18 protein-coding genes are annotated in these 15913 nt (G+C 67.7%); 10 read left to right on the top strand and 8 right to left on the bottom strand.

All coding sequences use genetic code 11. The annotated features are described in order from the left end of the window. The first annotated feature begins 146 nt into the window (after positions 1–146). From H0B43_RS25355 to H0B43_RS25365, 3 genes are all read left to right on the top strand, one after another. The gene (locus H0B43_RS25355) at positions 147–1031 is read left to right on the top strand and encodes a universal stress protein (RefSeq protein WP_185725425.1); all 885 of its coding nucleotides are present in this window, start codon (positions 147–149) and stop codon (positions 1029–1031) included. 71 nt (positions 1032–1102) lie between these two features. Further along, on the top strand, positions 1103–2143 hold the full coding sequence (locus H0B43_RS25360) for an LLM class F420-dependent oxidoreductase (RefSeq protein ID WP_185725424.1): 1041 nt from the start codon (positions 1103–1105) through the stop codon (positions 2141–2143). Positions 2144–2191: 48 nt separating this feature from the next. Then, positions 2192–3082, top strand: coding sequence for a universal stress protein (locus H0B43_RS25365; protein WP_185725423.1), 891 nt, complete (start codon positions 2192–2194; stop codon positions 3080–3082). A 79-nt stretch (positions 3083–3161) separates the two neighbouring features. On the opposite strand, the gene H0B43_RS25370 is transcribed toward H0B43_RS25365, so the two are convergent. Next, positions 3162–4112, bottom strand: coding sequence for an acyl-ACP desaturase (locus tag H0B43_RS25370; protein ID WP_185725422.1), 951 nt, complete (start codon positions 4110–4112; stop codon positions 3162–3164). A 22-nt stretch (positions 4113–4134) separates the two neighbouring features. After that, complete coding sequence (locus H0B43_RS25375) at positions 4135–4998, bottom strand: nitroreductase family protein (protein ID WP_185725421.1); 864 nt, start codon at positions 4996–4998, stop codon at positions 4135–4137. Between the two features lie 172 nt (positions 4999–5170). Here H0B43_RS25375 and H0B43_RS25380 point away from each other — a divergent pair, with 172 nt between their 5' ends. Next, complete coding sequence (locus H0B43_RS25380) at positions 5171–5806, top strand: response regulator transcription factor (protein WP_185725420.1); 636 nt, start codon at positions 5171–5173, stop codon at positions 5804–5806. A gap of 8 nt (positions 5807–5814) precedes the next feature. Here the strand turns inward: H0B43_RS25380 and H0B43_RS25385 are convergent, their stop codons facing one another. Then, positions 5815–7461, bottom strand: a complete 1647-nt coding sequence (locus H0B43_RS25385; protein ID WP_185725419.1) for a GAF domain-containing sensor histidine kinase — start codon at positions 7459–7461, stop codon at positions 5815–5817. Between the two features lie 117 nt (positions 7462–7578). On the opposite strand from H0B43_RS25385, the gene H0B43_RS25390 reads away from it, so the two are divergent. Then, on the top strand, positions 7579–8202 hold the full coding sequence (locus H0B43_RS25390) for a Tat pathway signal protein (RefSeq protein ID WP_185725418.1): 624 nt from the start codon (positions 7579–7581) through the stop codon (positions 8200–8202). Positions 8203–8216: 14 nt separating this feature from the next. On the opposite strand, the gene H0B43_RS25395 is transcribed toward H0B43_RS25390, so the two are convergent. The 4 genes from H0B43_RS25395 to H0B43_RS25410 form a co-directional block, all read right to left on the bottom strand. Next, entirely contained in the window at positions 8217–8942 is a 726-nt protein-coding gene (locus H0B43_RS25395; protein WP_185725417.1) for an SRPBCC domain-containing protein, read from the bottom strand. Positions 8943–9030: 88 nt separating this feature from the next. Beyond that, positions 9031–9357, bottom strand: a complete 327-nt coding sequence (locus H0B43_RS25400; protein WP_185725416.1) for a cupin domain-containing protein — start codon at positions 9355–9357, stop codon at positions 9031–9033. Positions 9358–9463: 106 nt separating this feature from the next. After that, positions 9464–9958, bottom strand: coding sequence for a dihydrofolate reductase (locus H0B43_RS25405; protein ID WP_185725415.1), 495 nt, complete (start codon positions 9956–9958; stop codon positions 9464–9466). Continuing rightward, the gene (locus H0B43_RS25410; RefSeq protein WP_312033665.1) at positions 9958–10761 is read right to left on the bottom strand and encodes a thymidylate synthase; all 804 of its coding nucleotides are present in this window, start codon (positions 10759–10761) and stop codon (positions 9958–9960) included. Before H0B43_RS25410 ends, H0B43_RS25405 begins: the two co-directional genes overlap by 1 nt. Positions 10762–10845: 84 nt before the next feature. Between H0B43_RS25410 and cobF the strand changes: the two genes are divergently transcribed. The 5 genes from cobF to H0B43_RS25435 all read left to right on the top strand — a co-directional run bounded on the left by cobF (position 10846) and on the right by H0B43_RS25435 (position 15103). Beyond that, on the top strand, positions 10846–11586 hold the full coding sequence (gene cobF, locus H0B43_RS25415) for a precorrin-6A synthase (deacetylating) (RefSeq protein WP_185725414.1): 741 nt from the start codon (positions 10846–10848) through the stop codon (positions 11584–11586). Positions 11587–11640: 54 nt separating this feature from the next. Next, on the top strand, positions 11641–12507 hold the full coding sequence (locus H0B43_RS25420; protein ID WP_185725413.1) for an Fpg/Nei family DNA glycosylase: 867 nt from the start codon (positions 11641–11643) through the stop codon (positions 12505–12507). A 27-nt stretch (positions 12508–12534) separates the two neighbouring features. Further along, on the top strand, positions 12535–13746 hold the full coding sequence (gene purT / locus H0B43_RS25425; RefSeq protein ID WP_185725412.1) for a formate-dependent phosphoribosylglycinamide formyltransferase: 1212 nt from the start codon (positions 12535–12537) through the stop codon (positions 13744–13746). Beyond that, entirely contained in the window at positions 13743–14225 is a 483-nt protein-coding gene (locus H0B43_RS25430; RefSeq protein ID WP_185725411.1) for a DUF456 domain-containing protein, read from the top strand. The genes purT and H0B43_RS25430 overlap by 4 nt, the downstream gene beginning before the upstream one ends. A gap of 98 nt (positions 14226–14323) precedes the next feature. Further along, positions 14324–15103 carry a hypothetical protein gene (locus H0B43_RS25435; protein ID WP_185725410.1) on the top strand — a complete coding sequence of 260 codons (780 nt, stop codon included), beginning with the start codon at positions 14324–14326 and terminating at the stop codon, positions 15101–15103. A 15-nt stretch (positions 15104–15118) separates the two neighbouring features. Here the strand turns inward: H0B43_RS25435 and H0B43_RS25440 are convergent, their stop codons facing one another. Then, entirely contained in the window at positions 15119–15874 is a 756-nt protein-coding gene (locus H0B43_RS25440) for an amidohydrolase (protein WP_185725409.1), read from the bottom strand. Positions 15875–15913: the final 39 nt, after the last annotated feature.

A 15913-nucleotide genomic window follows, 5' to 3' on the forward strand; every position in this document is an offset into this window, starting at 1 on the left:
TTGGGCGCACTGCCCCACCTTTTCATCATCGCCGAATTCGGCCGCCACGGCTACGGTCGGAGAGCCCGATTCGGTGGGACTTAAGTCCCGGATCGAAAGGCGAAGGGCGGCAGACGCGAATCGGACACCGGGGATAGTGTGAAGCCATGAGCACACGGGACCGCAACAGTGTCGTCGTCGGTGTCGACGGATCGGACAGCTCGAAGTCCGCGGTACGGGTGGCAGCCGACCTGGCCACCGAACGCAGCCTGAACCTGAAGATCATCCACGCCCTCGATTTCGCGCCGTACGGGTTCGGCGGCCCCTACATGGATTCGGGTGGCGTGTACGAATGGGTCGAAGCGAGCGGCAAGGCGATCCTCGCCGAGGCGCAGGAAGAGGCGTACGCGGTCAATCCCATCATCGACGTCCACACCGAACTGTCGATCGGAAGCAGTGCGCAGTGGCTCGTAGACCTGTCCGAGAACGCCCGGATCGTGGTGGTCGGGGCGTCCGGGTCCGGTGCCGCGGCCACCGCCCTGCTCGGAAACACGGCGATCAACGTCACCAGCCACGCGCACTGCCCGGTCGTCGTGGTCCGGGGTGACGCCCACGAGGGCGGGCCCGTCGTCGTCGGCGTCGACGGCAGCCCCACCAGCGAACGGGCGATCTCGGTGGCCTTCCAGGAAGCGTCGCTGCGGAACGCGCCGTTGGTGGCCGTGCACGTCTGGAGCGACCTCGGGCCGACGGCGTTCGAGGACCCGAGGGCCGTGGCCCTGGTCCCGCAGGGCGTCGAGGAGGACGAACATGCCGTCCTGGCCGAGAGCCTCGCCGGCTGGCAGGAGAAATACCCGGACGTGCGGGTCACCCGCGAGGTGTACATCGACAACCCGCGGGCGCGACTGCTGGAGTGGTCGAAGAAGGCACAACTGCTGGTCGTGGGCAGTCGGGGCCGCGGCGGATTCAAGGGAATGCTGCTCGGATCGACCAGCAACAGCCTGGTCGGCGGTGCGCACTGCCCGGTAGTCGTCGTGAGGCCTGCACGCCCCTGACGCGATTGCGCGCAGTAGTGTTCTGGACTGAAGAAGAACAGGTTGCAGGAACGCCAGGATTGGGGAACGACGTGCGCATAGGTATGGGCTTGAACTACAGCGGCGGTTTCGCCGAGACGGTCGACGAGGTCGCCGACCTGGAGAAAGCTGGACTCGACATCGCGTTCGTGCCCGAGGCCTACTCGTTCGACGCGGTGAGCCAGATCGGCTACCTCGCCGCCAAGACCACGACGCTGGAACTCGCGTCGGGCATCTTCCAGATCTACACCCGCACGCCGAGCCTGACGGCCATGACGGCAGCCGGCCTCGACTTCGTGTCGAACGGCCGCTTCGTGATGGGCCTCGGCGCGTCCGGACCCCAGGTGATCGAGGGCTTTCACGGCGTCAAGTACGACGCACCCCTCGGGCGCACCCGCGAGGTCGTCGAGATCTGCCGCAAGGTGTGGCGCCGCGAGAAGGTCGAATTCCAGGGCAAGTACTACCAGGTTCCGCTCCCCGCGGAGAAGGGCACCGGGCTGGGCAAGCCACTGAAGATCATCAACCACCCTGTGCGTGATCGCATCCCGATCGTCATCGCCTCGCTCGGGCCCAAGAACGTCGAGATGACGGCCGAGATCGCCGAGGGCTGGGAACCGATCTTCTATCACCCGGAGAAGGCCGCGAGCGTGTGGGGCGAGCCCCTCGCCAAGGGCAAGGCGAAGCGCGACTCCAGCCTCGGCGAGCTGCAGGTCTTCGCCTCGCCCGCGCTCGCCATCGGCGACGACGTCGAGCACATGCTCGACTGGGTCCGCCCCGGCCTCGCGCTGTACATCGGCGGCATGGGCGCGAAGGGCAAGAACTTCTACAACGACCTCGCGGTCCGGTACGGCTACGAGAAGGAAGCCGAGACCATCCAGGATCTCTATCTGTCGGGCAAGAAGGACGAGGCCGCCGCCGCGGTGCCGGACGAACTGGTGCGGGCCGTGTCCCTGATCGGTCCGGAGAGCTACGTCGCGGAACGGGTGGCCGCGTTCGCCGAATCCGGGGTCACCACCCTCACCGTCACACCGCTCGCCGCGGACCGCGCGGGTCGCGTCGCGTTGGTCGAGAAGCTCCGCAAGATCTGCGGGTAACACCGCAAACCCCGCAATGCCCAGCCGGAAGAACCAGGAAAGGTGACCATGACCGGAATCAAGCCGATCGTCGTGGGTGTCGACGGATCGGAGTCGGCCTCCGCCGCCGTGGCGTGGGCCGCCCGCGCCGCCGCCGCACTGTCGCTGCCGCTGCACATCGTGACGGTGGTGCACATTCCGTCCTTCTATTACACCGAGCCGTATCTCGCCGAGAGTTTCAAGGAAGAACTCGAGAACACGGCGACGGCCCGGCTGGGGAGTGCTCGGGTGCACGCCACGCAGACGGTGGACGAGCCGCTCGACATCACCACCGAGCAGCACGAGGGCAAGGTGAGCCAGATGCTCATCGAACTCTCCGCGAACGCGCACATGGTCGTGCTCGGTTCGCGCGGGCACGGTGAGTTCACCGGCCTGCTGGTCGGTTCCACCACGTCCGCGGTCGCTGCGCACGGCCATTGCCCACTCGTGGTCGTGCGGGGGCGGACCCTGGACGGGCAGCCGCCGACCGAGGGGCCGATCGTGGTCGGCGTCGACGGTTCGGAGAGCAGCGAGGCGGCGCTGGAGGGGGCGTTCGAGCAGGCCGCCGCCCGCGGGGCCAGCCTGGTCGCGGTCAACGTGTGGAGCGATGTCAGCGTGCAGCCGTCGCTCGGGGCCACCCCGGAAGACCCGTTGTGGAGCAGCATTCAGACCGGCGAAGAAGTGGTGCTGTCGGAGCGTCTCGCCGGGCACCAGGAGCGGTATCCCGACGTGTCGGTCGAACGCGTCGTCGCGCGCGACCGTCCGGTGCGTGTGCTCAGCGAATTCGCGGAGAAGGCCCAGCTGATCGTCGTGGGCAGCCGCGGCCGGGGTGGGTTCAAGGGAATGCTGCTGGGGTCCACCAGCAATGCGCTGCTCCACACCGCGGACTGCCCGGTGATGATCGTCCGGCCGGAGAGCTGACACCCCCGATCGCGACGACGCTGGGGTAGCCGGCGCTCGACGACGCCGCCTCGCGGTACCCGCTCGTGTTCGAGTTTCGTTAGAGCGCCACGACGCGTGTGCCGCGGCGGGCTTCGCGGGCGAGCGCCCGATCCCGGGACTCCTCGAAACGAGCGGCCTTGACGTCCAGGCCGTGCACGAAGTGTGCCAGTTCGTCGCGGTACCGTTCACCCTCGGGTCCGAAATCGTTACGCTCGAACATCTTCCACTTCCGCAACACCGGCAGGACTACCTCGTCGAGGTGCTGGCGCAGATCGTAGATGCCGCCTTTCGCGATCAGCACGGCGTTGCGCCGGAAGTTGTGCATCCCGGCGCCAGGCATCTGGAAGTTGGTCAGCACCTTGTGGATCGCGGCGATCGCCTGATCGGGTGCGACGTCGAGGGCGGCGCCGACGATGTTGCGGTAGAACATCATGTGCAGGTTCTCGTCGGCCGCCACCCGGGCGAGCATCCGGTCCGCGATCGGATCACCGCAGGCCTTGCCCGTGTTCCGGTGCGATACCCGGGTGGCGAGTTCCTGGAACGTCACGTACGACACCGAATCCAGCATCGACGCGCCGCCGGGATCGAAACCCTGGGTCATGTGCTCCATTCGAGCGTGTTCGAGCGCCACCGGGTCGACCCCTCGTGTCACGACCAGATAATCCCGCATCACGATCGAATGCTTGTTCTCCTCCGCGGTCCAGCGGCCCACCCAGGTGCCCCAGGCGCCGTCGAGCGAGAAGTGCTGGGCGATCTCGCGGTGATAGGACGGCAGATTGTCCTCGGTCAGCAAATTGGTGATCATCGCCGCCCTGGCGGTATCGCTGAGCTGCGACTGCTCCGGATCCCAGTCCTCGCCGCCCAGCGCGGCGAAGTTGCGGCCGTCGTCCCACGGCACGTAGTCGTGGGGATGCCAGTCCTTGGCCATGGCGAGGTGCCGGTTGACGTTGTCCTCGGCGACGTCCTCGAGTTCGTGCAGCAGTTCGCGGTCCGTGAGTACGCGGCTCACAAGGGTACTCCGTTCTGTTCTGTCAGTATCCGATTCGCAGGATCAGTTGTGGATGGCCGGGCAGGTTCAGTCGCCGCGCGAGCCGCTGCGCCGAGTCGCCGACGCGCAGCGGGTGGGAGAGGATGGACGCGCCGAGCCGGGCGTCGACCGCCGTCAGCCACGCCCGCTCGACGGCGATTCCGGTGCGGACCAGGTCGATCGACTCCTGCGTCTCCGAAGCGAACACGAGGACGGTCTCGCCGTCGATGGCCGCGGCGAGGCGCGCCGAATCGGGGACGCCGCGGGTGACCACGGTATGTATGGTGTCGACCGACTCGTGACCACCGTGCGGAAGCCAGTGCGACGTCCACGGAAAGAGGTCGCGCTGGTAGCGGAGGTCGTGCCGCACGAGGTCCGCCGAGTAGAGGAGCATGTCGGCGAGCGCGCTCGCCTCGTCCGCGGCGAGCAGCCGAGCGCGGACTCCCGTCATCTCCGCCGCGGAGACGATGTCGGCGACGGTGGCCGCCGGAACGGGGATGTCGGCGAACGCCTCCCGATGACTGCGACGGCGGGCCATGGCGGAGAAGAGCCTCAGATCGGTGCTCGACGGGGACGTCGCGCCCACTGCCCGCACAGTCGCGACGAGCTCGGGCCGACGCGGATCGGGCAGCAGATCCGTCTCGATCTGCCTGCCGAGCGCCCGCAACGCGAGCTCCACGTTCGCGACACCCGCGCCGCAAGAGATCACGCGGTCGGCGCGGGGGATGTCCGTGAACCCGCGGCGTTCGGTGATCTCCGCGTGCGTGCCGTCGAGGCGCAGATCCCACGGCTGCGTGTCGTGGACCGACGGAGCCGAGACGATGGCGCGGGAAACCACCTCGATGTCACTGAGCGACCAGCTGTTCATCGTGACCTCCGGTTGTGGTGTCCGGGTGATCCCCCGCACGCCCAGCATTTCGCGCGTCGCGCCGGCTGCGCTGGGGTCGAAGGTCCCGAATGCATGGGGAGAGGTCCCTGGGGGGCCGCTACCCTTCGCCGGGCGCGGTACGGTTCGAGGAGAGACGGTGGAGGTGCACAACATGACCACGCGGGTGTTCCTGGTCGACGACCACGAGATCGTGCGACGAGGCCTGGTCGATCTACTCGGCAGCGTGCCCGACCTCGAGGTGGTCGGGGAAGCCGCGTCGGTGGGCGAGGCAATGGCGCGGATCCCGGGCAGCGGCGCCGACGTCGCCGTCCTCGACGTCCGGTTGCCCGACGGCAACGGCGTCGAGCTGTGCCGTGACCTGCGCGCCGCCCTGCCCGACCTGCGGTGCCTGATGCTCACGTCGTATTCCGACGACGAAGCGCTGTTCGACGCCATCATGGCCGGCGCATCCGGATTCGTCCTCAAACAGATCCTCGGCACCGATTTGGTGGCAGCCGTGCGGACCGTGGGGGAGGGCGGGTCTCTGCTCGACAGCAGGGCCACGTCGGCGCTGATGAACCGGATCAGGTCCGCGCGCAGGGACGACCCGCTGGCCGAACTGTCCGAGCAGGAACGCGCGGTGTTCGACCTGATCGGTGAGGGACTCACCAACAGGGAGATCGCCGAGCGACTCTTCCTCGCCGAGAAGACGATCAAGAACTACGTGTCCCGCCTGTTGTCCAAGCTCGGGATGCAACGACGCACCCAGGCGGCGGTGCTGGCCACCGAACTACGCAACCAGCGCTGAATTCGCCGTCACGTCAACGGGACCCGCCAGCTCACCACGGTTCCGACATCGACCGCGTCGACGGTGCAGGTGCCGCCGCACTGCTCGGCGCGCCGGTCGAGGTTGTCCAGTCCGCTGCGCCGGGCGCCGTCGGCGATCCCGATGCCGTCGTCCGCGACCGTCACCGTGAGGTCGTCGTCGGCGGCCACCGAGATGTCGATGGTGGTGGCCCGCGCGTGCCGCAGCGCGTTGCTCAGGGCCTCCCGCAGTACGGCTTCCGCGTGCGGGTGGATGCGGGCGGGCACGAGAGTGTCGATGGCGCCGGAGAATTGGACGTTGGGCACGATCGGGGACTGGGAGGTGAGGTCGCCGATGACGTCGAGGAGGCGGCGGCGCAGGCTGGTCGCCGACGCGACTCCGGTGGCATGCAGATCGAAGATGGTGGTGCGGATCTCACGGACCGTGCGATCGAGTTGCTCGACCGCGGTGGCCACGATGGAGCGCACGCCGTCCGGGACGTCCCCGACCGCGTGTGTGCTCTGCAGGCTCATACCGGTCGCGAACAGTCGCTGAATGACGTTGTCGTGCAGGTCGCGGGCGATTCGGTCACGATCGGCGAGCACCGACAGCAGACGCTGCTTGCTCTGCTGATCGGAGAATTCCACCGCGACGGCAGCCAGGTCGGCGACCGACTCGAGGCGGGCGACCTCGTCGGGATCCCACGGGGCGTTGCCGCGCGCCGTGACGACCAGGGCCCCGCCCACTCCCGATGCCGTCGACAGCGGCAGCACCGCCGCACGGCCCGCGTCGGCCGAGAACGGTGCGAGACCGTCGAGGCCGGTCAGCAGGGCGGGAGTGCGGGAGTGCAAGACCTCGGCGAGAGGCGCGATTCGGGTGGCTCGCCGGAATTCGTTGCGCAGCGGCCGCGATGTCATGTCAGCGCCCACCACCGCGCCCTCGCCGAGCGTGACGACGATGGAAACATTTTCACCGCTGGACAGTTCGCGCACCTGTTCGGCGAGCGTGTGCAGTGTCTCGTCGAGCGAACCGCCGACCATCAGCCGGGAGGTGATCGATGCGACGGCCGTCAGCCACCGCTCCCGGGTCCGTGATTCCTCGAACAGGCGGGCGTTCTCCACCGCCACGCCGGCGGACGTCGCGAGCGCACGCAGGATCACCTCGTCCTCGTCGGTGAACTCGGGTCCGCTGAGTTTCTCGGTGAGGTAGATGCTTCCGAACACTTTGTCCCGCATCATGATCGGCATACCGAGGAAACTCTTCATCGGCGGATGATTGGGAGGGAAGCCGATTGACCCCGGATGATCGGCCAGGTTGGCGAGGCGCACCGGCCGGGGGTTGTGGATCAGCAGTCCCAGCAGGCCGCGGCCCTCGGGCAGGTGTCCCATGTGCGCACGCTCGTCCGGTGTGATGCCCTCGTAGACGAACTCGGACAGGCCCCCGTCGGGCGCATGGACACCGAGGGCTCCGTAGCGGGCGTCGAGCAGGGATGTGGCCGAGTTGACGATGCGCTGCAGGGTGGAATCCAACTCGAGTCCGGATCCGACCACGAGGACGGCCTCGAACAGGCGCTGCAGACTGCGGCGGGTGGGCACCACATCGGCGAGCCCCTCCCGGAATTCGCTGAACCTCGCCCCGCGCCCACCGTCCGATCCCATGCCTGCAGCATAGGTCCGCAGGGGGCGTAACGCCTCGAACCGCGGCGTCGATAAGGGCTCGAGTGTTTACTCAGTCGAACTAATGCTTACCCATTCACCTGACGAGGGAGAAGAAGAATGAATCGACGGCACTTCGGACGACGGGTCGCGGCAGGTCTGACCGCAGCAGTGGCAGCGACGATGATGTTCACCGGTGTCGTGTCGGCTCAGCCCGCCGATTCGGCGCCCGCCGTCGACCCGGCGACCGCGATCGCGAAGCTGCGGACCGTGGCCGCCGGCAACCCCGAGGCAGAGGCGGCCCTCGAGCGGCTCGCCGCGTCACCGACCGATACGGCCGCGACGAACATCGCCCTGCCGGGGCAGATCTTCCAGGTCCCGGCGTACTCCGACACCGGGCAGGGTGGGCCCGTCCTCGGACAGCTGTACGGGGCCGGCGTCGCGACCAACATGAGCAACCAATTCCGTTTCGGATTCTTCGGCGGACCGGGCGTCATCGCGAACGACCAGACGGGCGCCGAACTCGACGTCGTCTATTACAGCTTCGCCACCGGTGCCAGCGGCATCGTGAAGCTGGACCAGAACAATGTCGCGGTTCCCACGGTCGTCTCCACGGCGCCGGTCGCCGGACTCGGCAGCGGACTGGTCGTGGCAGCCGTATACGGCTCGCTGAACCACCAGGTGGGGACGAACATCGTCAAGAGCACCATCTGGTGGCCCACGCTCGGCACCGTGCTCGCCTGACCCGTTCGAGAACGTCAGGTGGCAGGTTCGGCTCCCGGCCGGGCCTGCCACCACTGCGTCCAGCGCTCCTCGAGTTCGGCCCACTCCTCGTCGTCCAGGCCGTACACGGTCAGCAGGATCTGCGCTCCGCCGTTCGGCCGGGCAGAGTTGACCGGCTGCTCGCCGAATTGCAGCAGTCCCGGGCCGAGGTCGTCCACGCTCACCGCGGTCTGGTGTTCGCTGACGGAACACACCACGCCGCGGAGCAGGTCGCCCGTCTGGCAGACCTCGCTGAAGTGGTCGCCGACCCTCATGCCCTCCAGCCGGTCGAGCCCGAGCAGGTGCCGCGCCGAATCGCCCTCCGCGACCGGACCTTCCAGGAACAGTGTGCGACGCTCGGCGAGTCCGTGCCGCTCGATGCCGAACTTGAGGGACTGCAGGAATGTGGTCCAGCCCTCGGTGACGTCGTCGTACCAGTCGTCCACGGCTGGGTCCCCGGTGCGCGGTGGCCGGGTTATCCGCACCAAGGTGGTGCCCTCGTGCTCGTGCAGACTGAACCGATCGCCCTTGTCGAGGGCGAGCACGAAGTGGGCGGCGTCCTCGGTGACGTTGCCGAAGTAGATCTGACGGATCTCGTCGGCCAGGCCGTCGTAGTCCCAGCCGTGCCAGCGCCTGAGCAACTCCGGGTCGCGCAGGGCCGGCCACACCACCGACGGGGCCGCCGCGACGGACACCTCGAGCACGGGTTGAGATTCGGTCATCTGTTCTCCTGCGTCTCCACTGCTGTGCGTGCCGGTGTCGACGATACCGGCGAGCGGTGGACGGCTCGCGGCGTCCGCGAACCGGTCGTCACATGGCGACGGTGAGCAGGAACGCGACGTCCTCGATCGCCTCGACGCTGTGCCGATCGGTCGGCAGGACCAGCAGGTCGCCGGTGGAGCCCTTCCACGAATCCTCGCCGGACACGAGGTTCAACTTGCCGCTCAGAATGAAGAGGGTGGCCTCGCCCGGGCTCTCGTGCTCGGCCATCTTCTGACCCGCGGCCAGGGCGACGACGGTCTGTCGGAGGCTGCGCCGATGGCCGCCGTACACGGTCTGCGAACTGCGGCCGCTGGACGTCCCGCCTGCCAACTTCAGCTGCTGACGGGCAAGGGCGGTCAGTGACTTCTTGTCCATGAGGGAAGTATGAACCACTGCGCGCGTCGTCACCCGTCGAATGGGGTAACGGTGCGGTGGCGAAGGGGCGAACGGTGACGTCCCCCGGAGGCGAATGCTCCCGATCTCAGGCCCGCGTGTAGGTGATCCACCGGTACCGCGTGCCGTTCTTCGTGGACGTGAGCCACTCGCCGGTGTCCTCCGCACGCCAGGAGTCGTCGATCGTTGGTGCCCACGCGTCGCCCTCGACCGCGACGTCGATCTCGCTGACCGACAGCCTCGTCGCGAACGGCATTGCCGCCGTGTAGATCTGGGCGCCGCCGATGACGCACACGTCCTCGTCGGTGAGTGCGAGCGCGGATTCGATCCCGTCGGCGTATTCGGCCCCCGCCTCGGCCCAGCCGGCCTGACGGCTGATCACGATGTTGCGGCGCCCGGGCAGGGGGCGGAACCGTGGGGGCAGTGAATCCCACGTCCGGCGGCCCATGAGCACCGGGTGTCCGTCCGTGACCCGCTTGAAGTACGCCATGTCCTCGGGGACGTGCCACGGGATGGCGTTGTCGCGCCCGATGACGCCGTCGACACCCTGCGCCCACACCAGCGTGACCTGCCGGGGAGCCACTAGACGGCCACCGGCGCCTTGATGGCGGGATGATGTCGGTAGTCGACGATCTCCACGTCGTCGAACGTGTAGTCGAAGATCGAGTCCCGCTTGTTCAGCTTCAACGAGGGATATGGCAACGGTTCCCGGCTCAGCTGCTCGGTGACCTGGTCGACGTGGTTGTCGTAGATGTGGCAGTCACCGCCGGTCCAGATGAAGTCGCCCGGTTCCAGCCCGGTCTGCTGCGCCACCATGTGGGTGAGAAGCGCGTAGCTCGCGACGTTGAACGGCACCCCCAGGAACAGGTCGGCGCTGCGCTGGTACAGCTGGCACGACAGCTTGCCGTCCGCGACATAGAACTGGAAGAACGCGTGGCACGGCGCCAGCGCCATCTGCGGAATGTCACTCACATTCCACGCCGACACGATGATGCGACGTGAGTCCGGGTTCGACTTCAGCGTCTCGATCGTCTGACTGATCTGGTCGATGTGCTCGCCCGACGGGGTCGGCCAGCTGCGCCACTGCACGCCGTAGACGGGGCCCAGCTCGCCGTCCGCGTCCGCCCACTCGTCCCAGATCGTGACGCCGTTGTCCTGGAGCCACTTGACGTTGGAGTCACCGCGCAGGAACCACAGCAGTTCGTAGACGATGGACTTGAGGTGCACCTTCTTCGTGGTGATCAGCGGAAACCCGTCCGCGAGGTTCCAGCGCATCTGGTGACCGAAGACGCTCTTCGTGCCGGTCCCGGTGCGGTCGGCCTTCGGGGTGCCCGTGTCCATGACGAGTCGGAGCAGGTCTTCGTACGGGGTCGGCACAGATGTCACGGTACGAGCATAGGCGCTTCGCGCCCGTGCGCCTTTTTGGTAGCTGGAACAACCGGAAAGGCGCACGGGCGATAGCCTGCGCCCATGCGTGAACTCTTCGTGATCGGCATCGGCGCCGGCGACCCCGACCAGGTGACGGTGCAGGCGATCAAGGCGATGAACAAGGCCGATGTGTTCTTCGTCATCGGCAAGGGCGACGAGAAGCAGGACCTCGTCGATCTCCGCACGACCATCCTCGACGAGCACGTCCCCGGCCCGCGGCGGGTGGTGGAGATCCTCGATCCGCCCCGCGACCGCACGCCGTCCGACTACGAGGGCGTGGTGGACGACTGGCACGAGCGCCGGGCGGCGTTGTTCGAGGCCGAGTTCGCGTCCGAGCCGGGGGTCGGGGCGATCCTCGTGTGGGGCGACCCGTCGCTGTACGACAGCACGCTGCGGATCGTCGAGCGGGTGCTCGCCCGTGGCAACGTGTCGTTCGACTACTCGGTGATCCCGGGTGTCACCAGCGTGCAGTCGCTGGCCGCGCAGCACCGGATCGTGCTCAACCGGATCGGCGAACCCGTGCACGTCACGACCGGCAGGCGACTGGCCGAGGGACTGCCGGACGGCGTCGACAACGCCGTGGTCATGCTCGACGCCCACTGCACGTTCACCCAGGTCCCCGGTGACGACGTCCAGATCTGGTGGGGCGCCTACCTCGGCACACCCGACGAGGTGCTGATCTCCGGCCGCTTGCGCGACGTCGAAGACGAGATCCAGCGGGTGCGTGCCGAACTGCGCGAACGCAAGGGCTGGATCATGGACACCTACCTCCTCCGCAGGTGAGCGGAAAGTGTGGAGGAGCGCACTTTCCCGCTCACATGCCGTTAGCCTGGGAACATGCCCGAGCTGCCCGAGGTGGAGGCGTTAGCCGAGTTCCTGCGTGAACATGCCGTGGGAGCGGTCGTCGGCCGTGTGGACGTGGCGGCGCTGAGTGTCCTGAAGACCTTCGACCCCCCGATCACGGCGCTGCAGGGTCGCGACGTGACCGGTGCGGCCCGGTTCGGCAAGCACCTCGCGCTCGACTGTTCCGGGTTGTGGCTCGTCACCCACCTGTCGCGTGGGGGCTGGTTGCGCTGGACCGACAACCCGTCCGCGGCGCCGCCGAAACCCGGGAAGGGCCCGCTGGCTCTGCGAGTGCACTTCTTCACCCCGGAGGGCGCGACTCCGGCGTTCGACCTGACCGAGGCAGGCACGAAGAAACGGCTCGCGGTGTGGGTGGTGCACGACCCGCAAGAGGTGGAGGGGATAGCCCGGCTCGGACCCGACGCCCTCGCCGTCACCGAACCCGAATTCGCCGCGCTGCTGTCCACCACGTCGGCGCGGATCAAGAATGCGCTCGTCGACCAGTCGCTGCTCGCGGGCGTGGGTAACGCCTACTCCGACGAAATCCTGCACACCGCAAAGATTTCGCCGTTCGCCACGTCCCGCACCCTGGCCGAAGACCAGGTGCACGTGCTGTACGACGCGATGCGCTCCGTGCTGACGGATGCCGTCCAACGATCGCTCGGCCAGGACGCCGCACGGCTGAAGGGGGAGAAGCGATCCGGGATGCGGGTCCACGCCCGGACCGGTCTGCCATGCCCGGTGTGCGGCGACACAGTGCGGGAAGTGTCGTTCGCGGAGAAGTCCTTTCAGTACTGCGCGACGTGCCAGACCGGAGGCAAGGTGCTCGCCGACCGCCGGATGTCGCGGCTGCTGAAGTGAGCGCCGCGCCCGCATATAGTTGTGACCATGCGTGAACAGGCACCCGGACGGTTCGGCACTCCTCTGACGGCAGGCGCGACCCGCGTCATGCTGCTCGGATCGGGTGAGCTGGGCAAAGAAGTGATCATCGCCCTGCAACGGCTGGGGGTCGAGGTCATCGCAGTCGACCGCTACGACAACGCGCCGGGCCATCAGGTGGCGCATCGGGCGCACACGATCGACATGAGCGACCCGGATGCGCTTCTGCGTCTCGTCGAGGCGGAGCGGCCGCATTTCGTGGTCCCCGAGATCGAGGCCATCGCGACCGATGCGCTGGCGACGGTCGAGGAACGCGGTATCGCGGTGGTCATTCCCACTGCGCGGGCGACGCAGCTGACCATGAATCGCGAGGGCATCAGGCGCCTCGCGGCGGAGGAGCTGGGACTGCCGACGTCGCCGTACGAGTTCGCCGAGTCGCTCGAGGAGGTGCGGGCGGCCACCGAACGCATCGGCTTTCCGTGCGTGGTCAAGCCGGTGATGTCGTCGTCCGGCAAGGGCCAGTCGACGGTGCGTGGTGCCGACGACGTCGGCAAGGCCTGGGATTACGCGCTCGCGGGCGGCCGCATCAATCACGGCCGTGTCATCGTGGAGGGCTTCGTCGACTTCGACTACGAGATCACGCAACTCACCGTCCGGGCGATCGGGGCCGATGGCGAGGTGGGCACCTTCTTCTGCGAACCCATCGGGCATCTGCAGGATTCCGGTGATTACGTGGAGTCGTGGCAGCCGCAGCCGATGAGCGACACGGCGCTCGCCCGGTCGCGGGAGGTGGCCGAGAAGGTGACATCGGCGCTCGGCGGCCGCGGGATCTTCGGTGTCGAATTGTTCGTCAAGGGCGACGACGTGTACTTCTCCGAAGTCAGCCCGCGCCCCCACGACACCGGATTGGTCACCCTTCGGACACAACGACTCTCGGAGTTCGAGTTGCACGCCCGTGCCATCCTCGGCCTGCCGGTCGACACCACGCTCACGACGCCCGGTGCGTCCGCGGTGATCTACGGCGGCGTCGACGCCGCCGGTATCGGCTTCGAGGGCGTCGCCGAGGCGATGGCGGTCCCCGAGACGGACCTGCGGCTGTTCGGCAAACCGGAGAGCTTCGTGCGCAGGCGGATGGGCGTCGCCGTATCCACCGGACCGGACGTGGAGACCGCGCGGAGCCGCGCGCGGGATGCGGCGTCCCGCGTCACGCCGATCGCGTGAGTCCGGGCGCAGAAGTCCTCGTCGGCCTGGTCATCGTCGTCGGGCTCGTCGGAATCGTCATCCCGATCCTGCCCGGCACGATCCTCATCTTCGCCGCAATTCTGTTGTGGGCCATCATGACCGGTGGGGCGACCGCGTGGGCGGTGTTCGCGGTGGCCACTGTCTTCCTCGTCGTCAGCGGTGTCGTCAAATACACCTGGCCGGGAAAGCGGATGCGTACCGCGGGGGTGCCCGGCACGTCGCTGATCGCCGGCGGACTGCTCGGGATCGTGGGGTTCTTCGTCGTTCCCGTGGTCGGGTTGTTCCTCGGTTTCATCGCGGGAACGTATGTGGCCGAGATCTATCGGTTGCGTGCACACGACCGGGCGTGGGCGTCGACGTGGCACGCCTGCAAGGCCGTCGGGCTGTCGATGCTCATCGAACTGCTGGGGGCGTTGATCGCGTCCGGGGTGTGGCTGGCCGCCGTGGTCGCGACGTAGGTAGCTCGAAATCGTCGCCGAGGGGTATCCAGAAGCGCCCTCCACCTGCGATGATGAAATGCGGATGTTGATCTTCCCGGCTAGCGGAGGAATACGCCGTGAACAAGAAGACGACCTGGATCCTGGCGCCCGTCGCTGTCGTGGCCCTCTCTCTGAGCGGCTGCGGCAACGACTCGTCCGACTCGGCGGCGACGAGCGCGACCAGCGCCGCGAGTACGACGAGCGCTGCGAGTACGAGCGGCGGCGCGGCGGCGCCGGCGTCGAACATGATGGACAAGATTCCGTCACCCTTCGTGATGGCCCCGCAGATGGAGCCGACCTACGTCGGTACGGTCGACGGAACCGACGCATACGTCGCGCTGGCCAGGTCGGGGAACGACATGGTCGCGTTCCTGTGCGACGGCGACCAGATGTGGAAGTGGATGACCGGCACCATGGACGGCGACAAGGCGACGCTGTCGTCGCCGGACGGAGCGACACTCACCGCGTCGATGAGCGACGGCACCGTAACAGGGCAGGTCAGCGCGCCGGGCATGCCTGACAAGGCGTTCACGGCGAAGCCCGCCGCAGCGGAGGAAGGACTGTTCCGCGCCACCACCAACCACGACGGGGCCGACTACACGCTCGGCTGGATCATGACCGCCGACGGCGTCAGGGGTCTCGAGCGGCAGGCCAACGGATCGTCCACCGGTGCCATCGCCGTCGACCGGAACGGCGACGACATGGACGACCGGCAGCGCGAGCGGCGGCAGGAACGCCGGCAGCAGCTGGACTGCGGCCAGATGAACAACTACAACAATTGGCTGGCGTCGCAGCCGCAGACACCGCCGGTGGTCGAGATGGCGTCGATGAACTCCGCGCAGATGGAAGGCTGCTGACCGGACTGCGGGGTACTAACAGGGTCCCGCAGGCGTGTCGCAGCGATACCACGCGCGTGCGTTGCCGCCCATGACGGCGTCGAAGTCGTCACCCACCGCATCCGCGACGATGTCGATGTCGCTGTCCTGGAACACTCTTCGGGAACGGCTGCCCGGTAGGTCGGTGCCGAACATCAGTGCCGCCGGATTGACGGCGTGGATTTTGCGCAGCACGTCGCCGACATTCTCGATGGTGGTCCGCCCGAACCCGGTGGCCTTCACCCGGACGCCCCGGTCGACCAGGTCGAGCAGGTAGGGCAGGCCCCGGGTCGACATCCCGAGGTGGTCGATGCACACGGCGGGCAGCTTGGCGAACACCGGCTCGAGCGACAGCAGCAGGGTGGCGTCCACGTAGAACTCGGCGTGCCAGCCGGCCAGCTCGTACGCCCGCAGGGCCTGCTTGGTGAGGAGTTTGACGTCGGTCGCGCTGCGCCGAAGGTTGAACCGGACGGCCCGGACCCCGGCGCGGTCGAGTTCGAGGATGCTGTCGTCGGTGGCGTCGGGCTCCAGCTGAGTGACACCCACCCAGCTGGGACCGAGCTCGTTGAGCGCCGCCTTCAGATAGTTCTGATCGGTGCCCTGATACGAGGCCGTGACGACAGCGCCGCCGTCCACCCCGAAGCCTTCCGTGCGTGCCCGGTAGTCGGCGATGGTGAAGGGTTCCGGCAGGTAGCCGTGGTTCTCGACCACCGGGAACCGGGGATCGATGATGTGAACGTGGGCGTCAAACACGACTTATATCCTGCCTTGTCCAGGTGAGTCCGGCGGCTA

It is taken from the genome of Rhodococcus sp. 4CII (assembly GCF_014256275.1).
GTDB classification, from domain to species: domain Bacteria; phylum Actinomycetota; class Actinomycetes; order Mycobacteriales; family Mycobacteriaceae; genus Rhodococcus_F; species Rhodococcus_F wratislaviensis_A.

What these genes read in the sequence shown, in the direction of transcription:
- H0B43_RS25355 (WP_185725425.1), top strand. Translation starts at nt 147, where the DNA reads ATGAGCACACGGGACCGCAACAGTGTCGTCGTCGGTGTCGACGGATCG.
- H0B43_RS25365 (WP_185725423.1), top strand. Translation starts at nt 2,192, where the DNA reads ATGACCGGAATCAAGCCGATCGTCGTGGGTGTCGACGGATCGGAGTCG.
- H0B43_RS25375 (WP_185725421.1), bottom strand. Translation starts at nt 4,998, where the DNA reads ATGAACAGCTGGTCGCTCAGTGACATCGAGGTGGTTTCCCGCGCCATC.
- H0B43_RS25380 (WP_185725420.1), top strand. Translation starts at nt 5,171, where the DNA reads ATGACCACGCGGGTGTTCCTGGTCGACGACCACGAGATCGTGCGACGA.
- H0B43_RS25385 (WP_185725419.1), bottom strand. Translation starts at nt 7,461, where the DNA reads ATGGGATCGGACGGTGGGCGCGGGGCGAGGTTCAGCGAATTCCGGGAG.
- H0B43_RS25390 (WP_185725418.1), top strand. Translation starts at nt 7,579, where the DNA reads ATGAATCGACGGCACTTCGGACGACGGGTCGCGGCAGGTCTGACCGCA.
- H0B43_RS25395 (WP_185725417.1), bottom strand. Translation starts at nt 8,942, where the DNA reads ATGACCGAATCTCAACCCGTGCTCGAGGTGTCCGTCGCGGCGGCCCCG.
- H0B43_RS25400 (WP_185725416.1), bottom strand. Translation starts at nt 9,357, where the DNA reads ATGGACAAGAAGTCACTGACCGCCCTTGCCCGTCAGCAGCTGAAGTTG.
- cobF (WP_185725414.1), top strand. Translation starts at nt 10,846, where the DNA reads ATGCGTGAACTCTTCGTGATCGGCATCGGCGCCGGCGACCCCGACCAG.
- H0B43_RS25420 (WP_185725413.1), top strand. Translation starts at nt 11,641, where the DNA reads ATGCCCGAGCTGCCCGAGGTGGAGGCGTTAGCCGAGTTCCTGCGTGAA.
- purT (WP_185725412.1), top strand. Translation starts at nt 12,535, where the DNA reads ATGCGTGAACAGGCACCCGGACGGTTCGGCACTCCTCTGACGGCAGGC.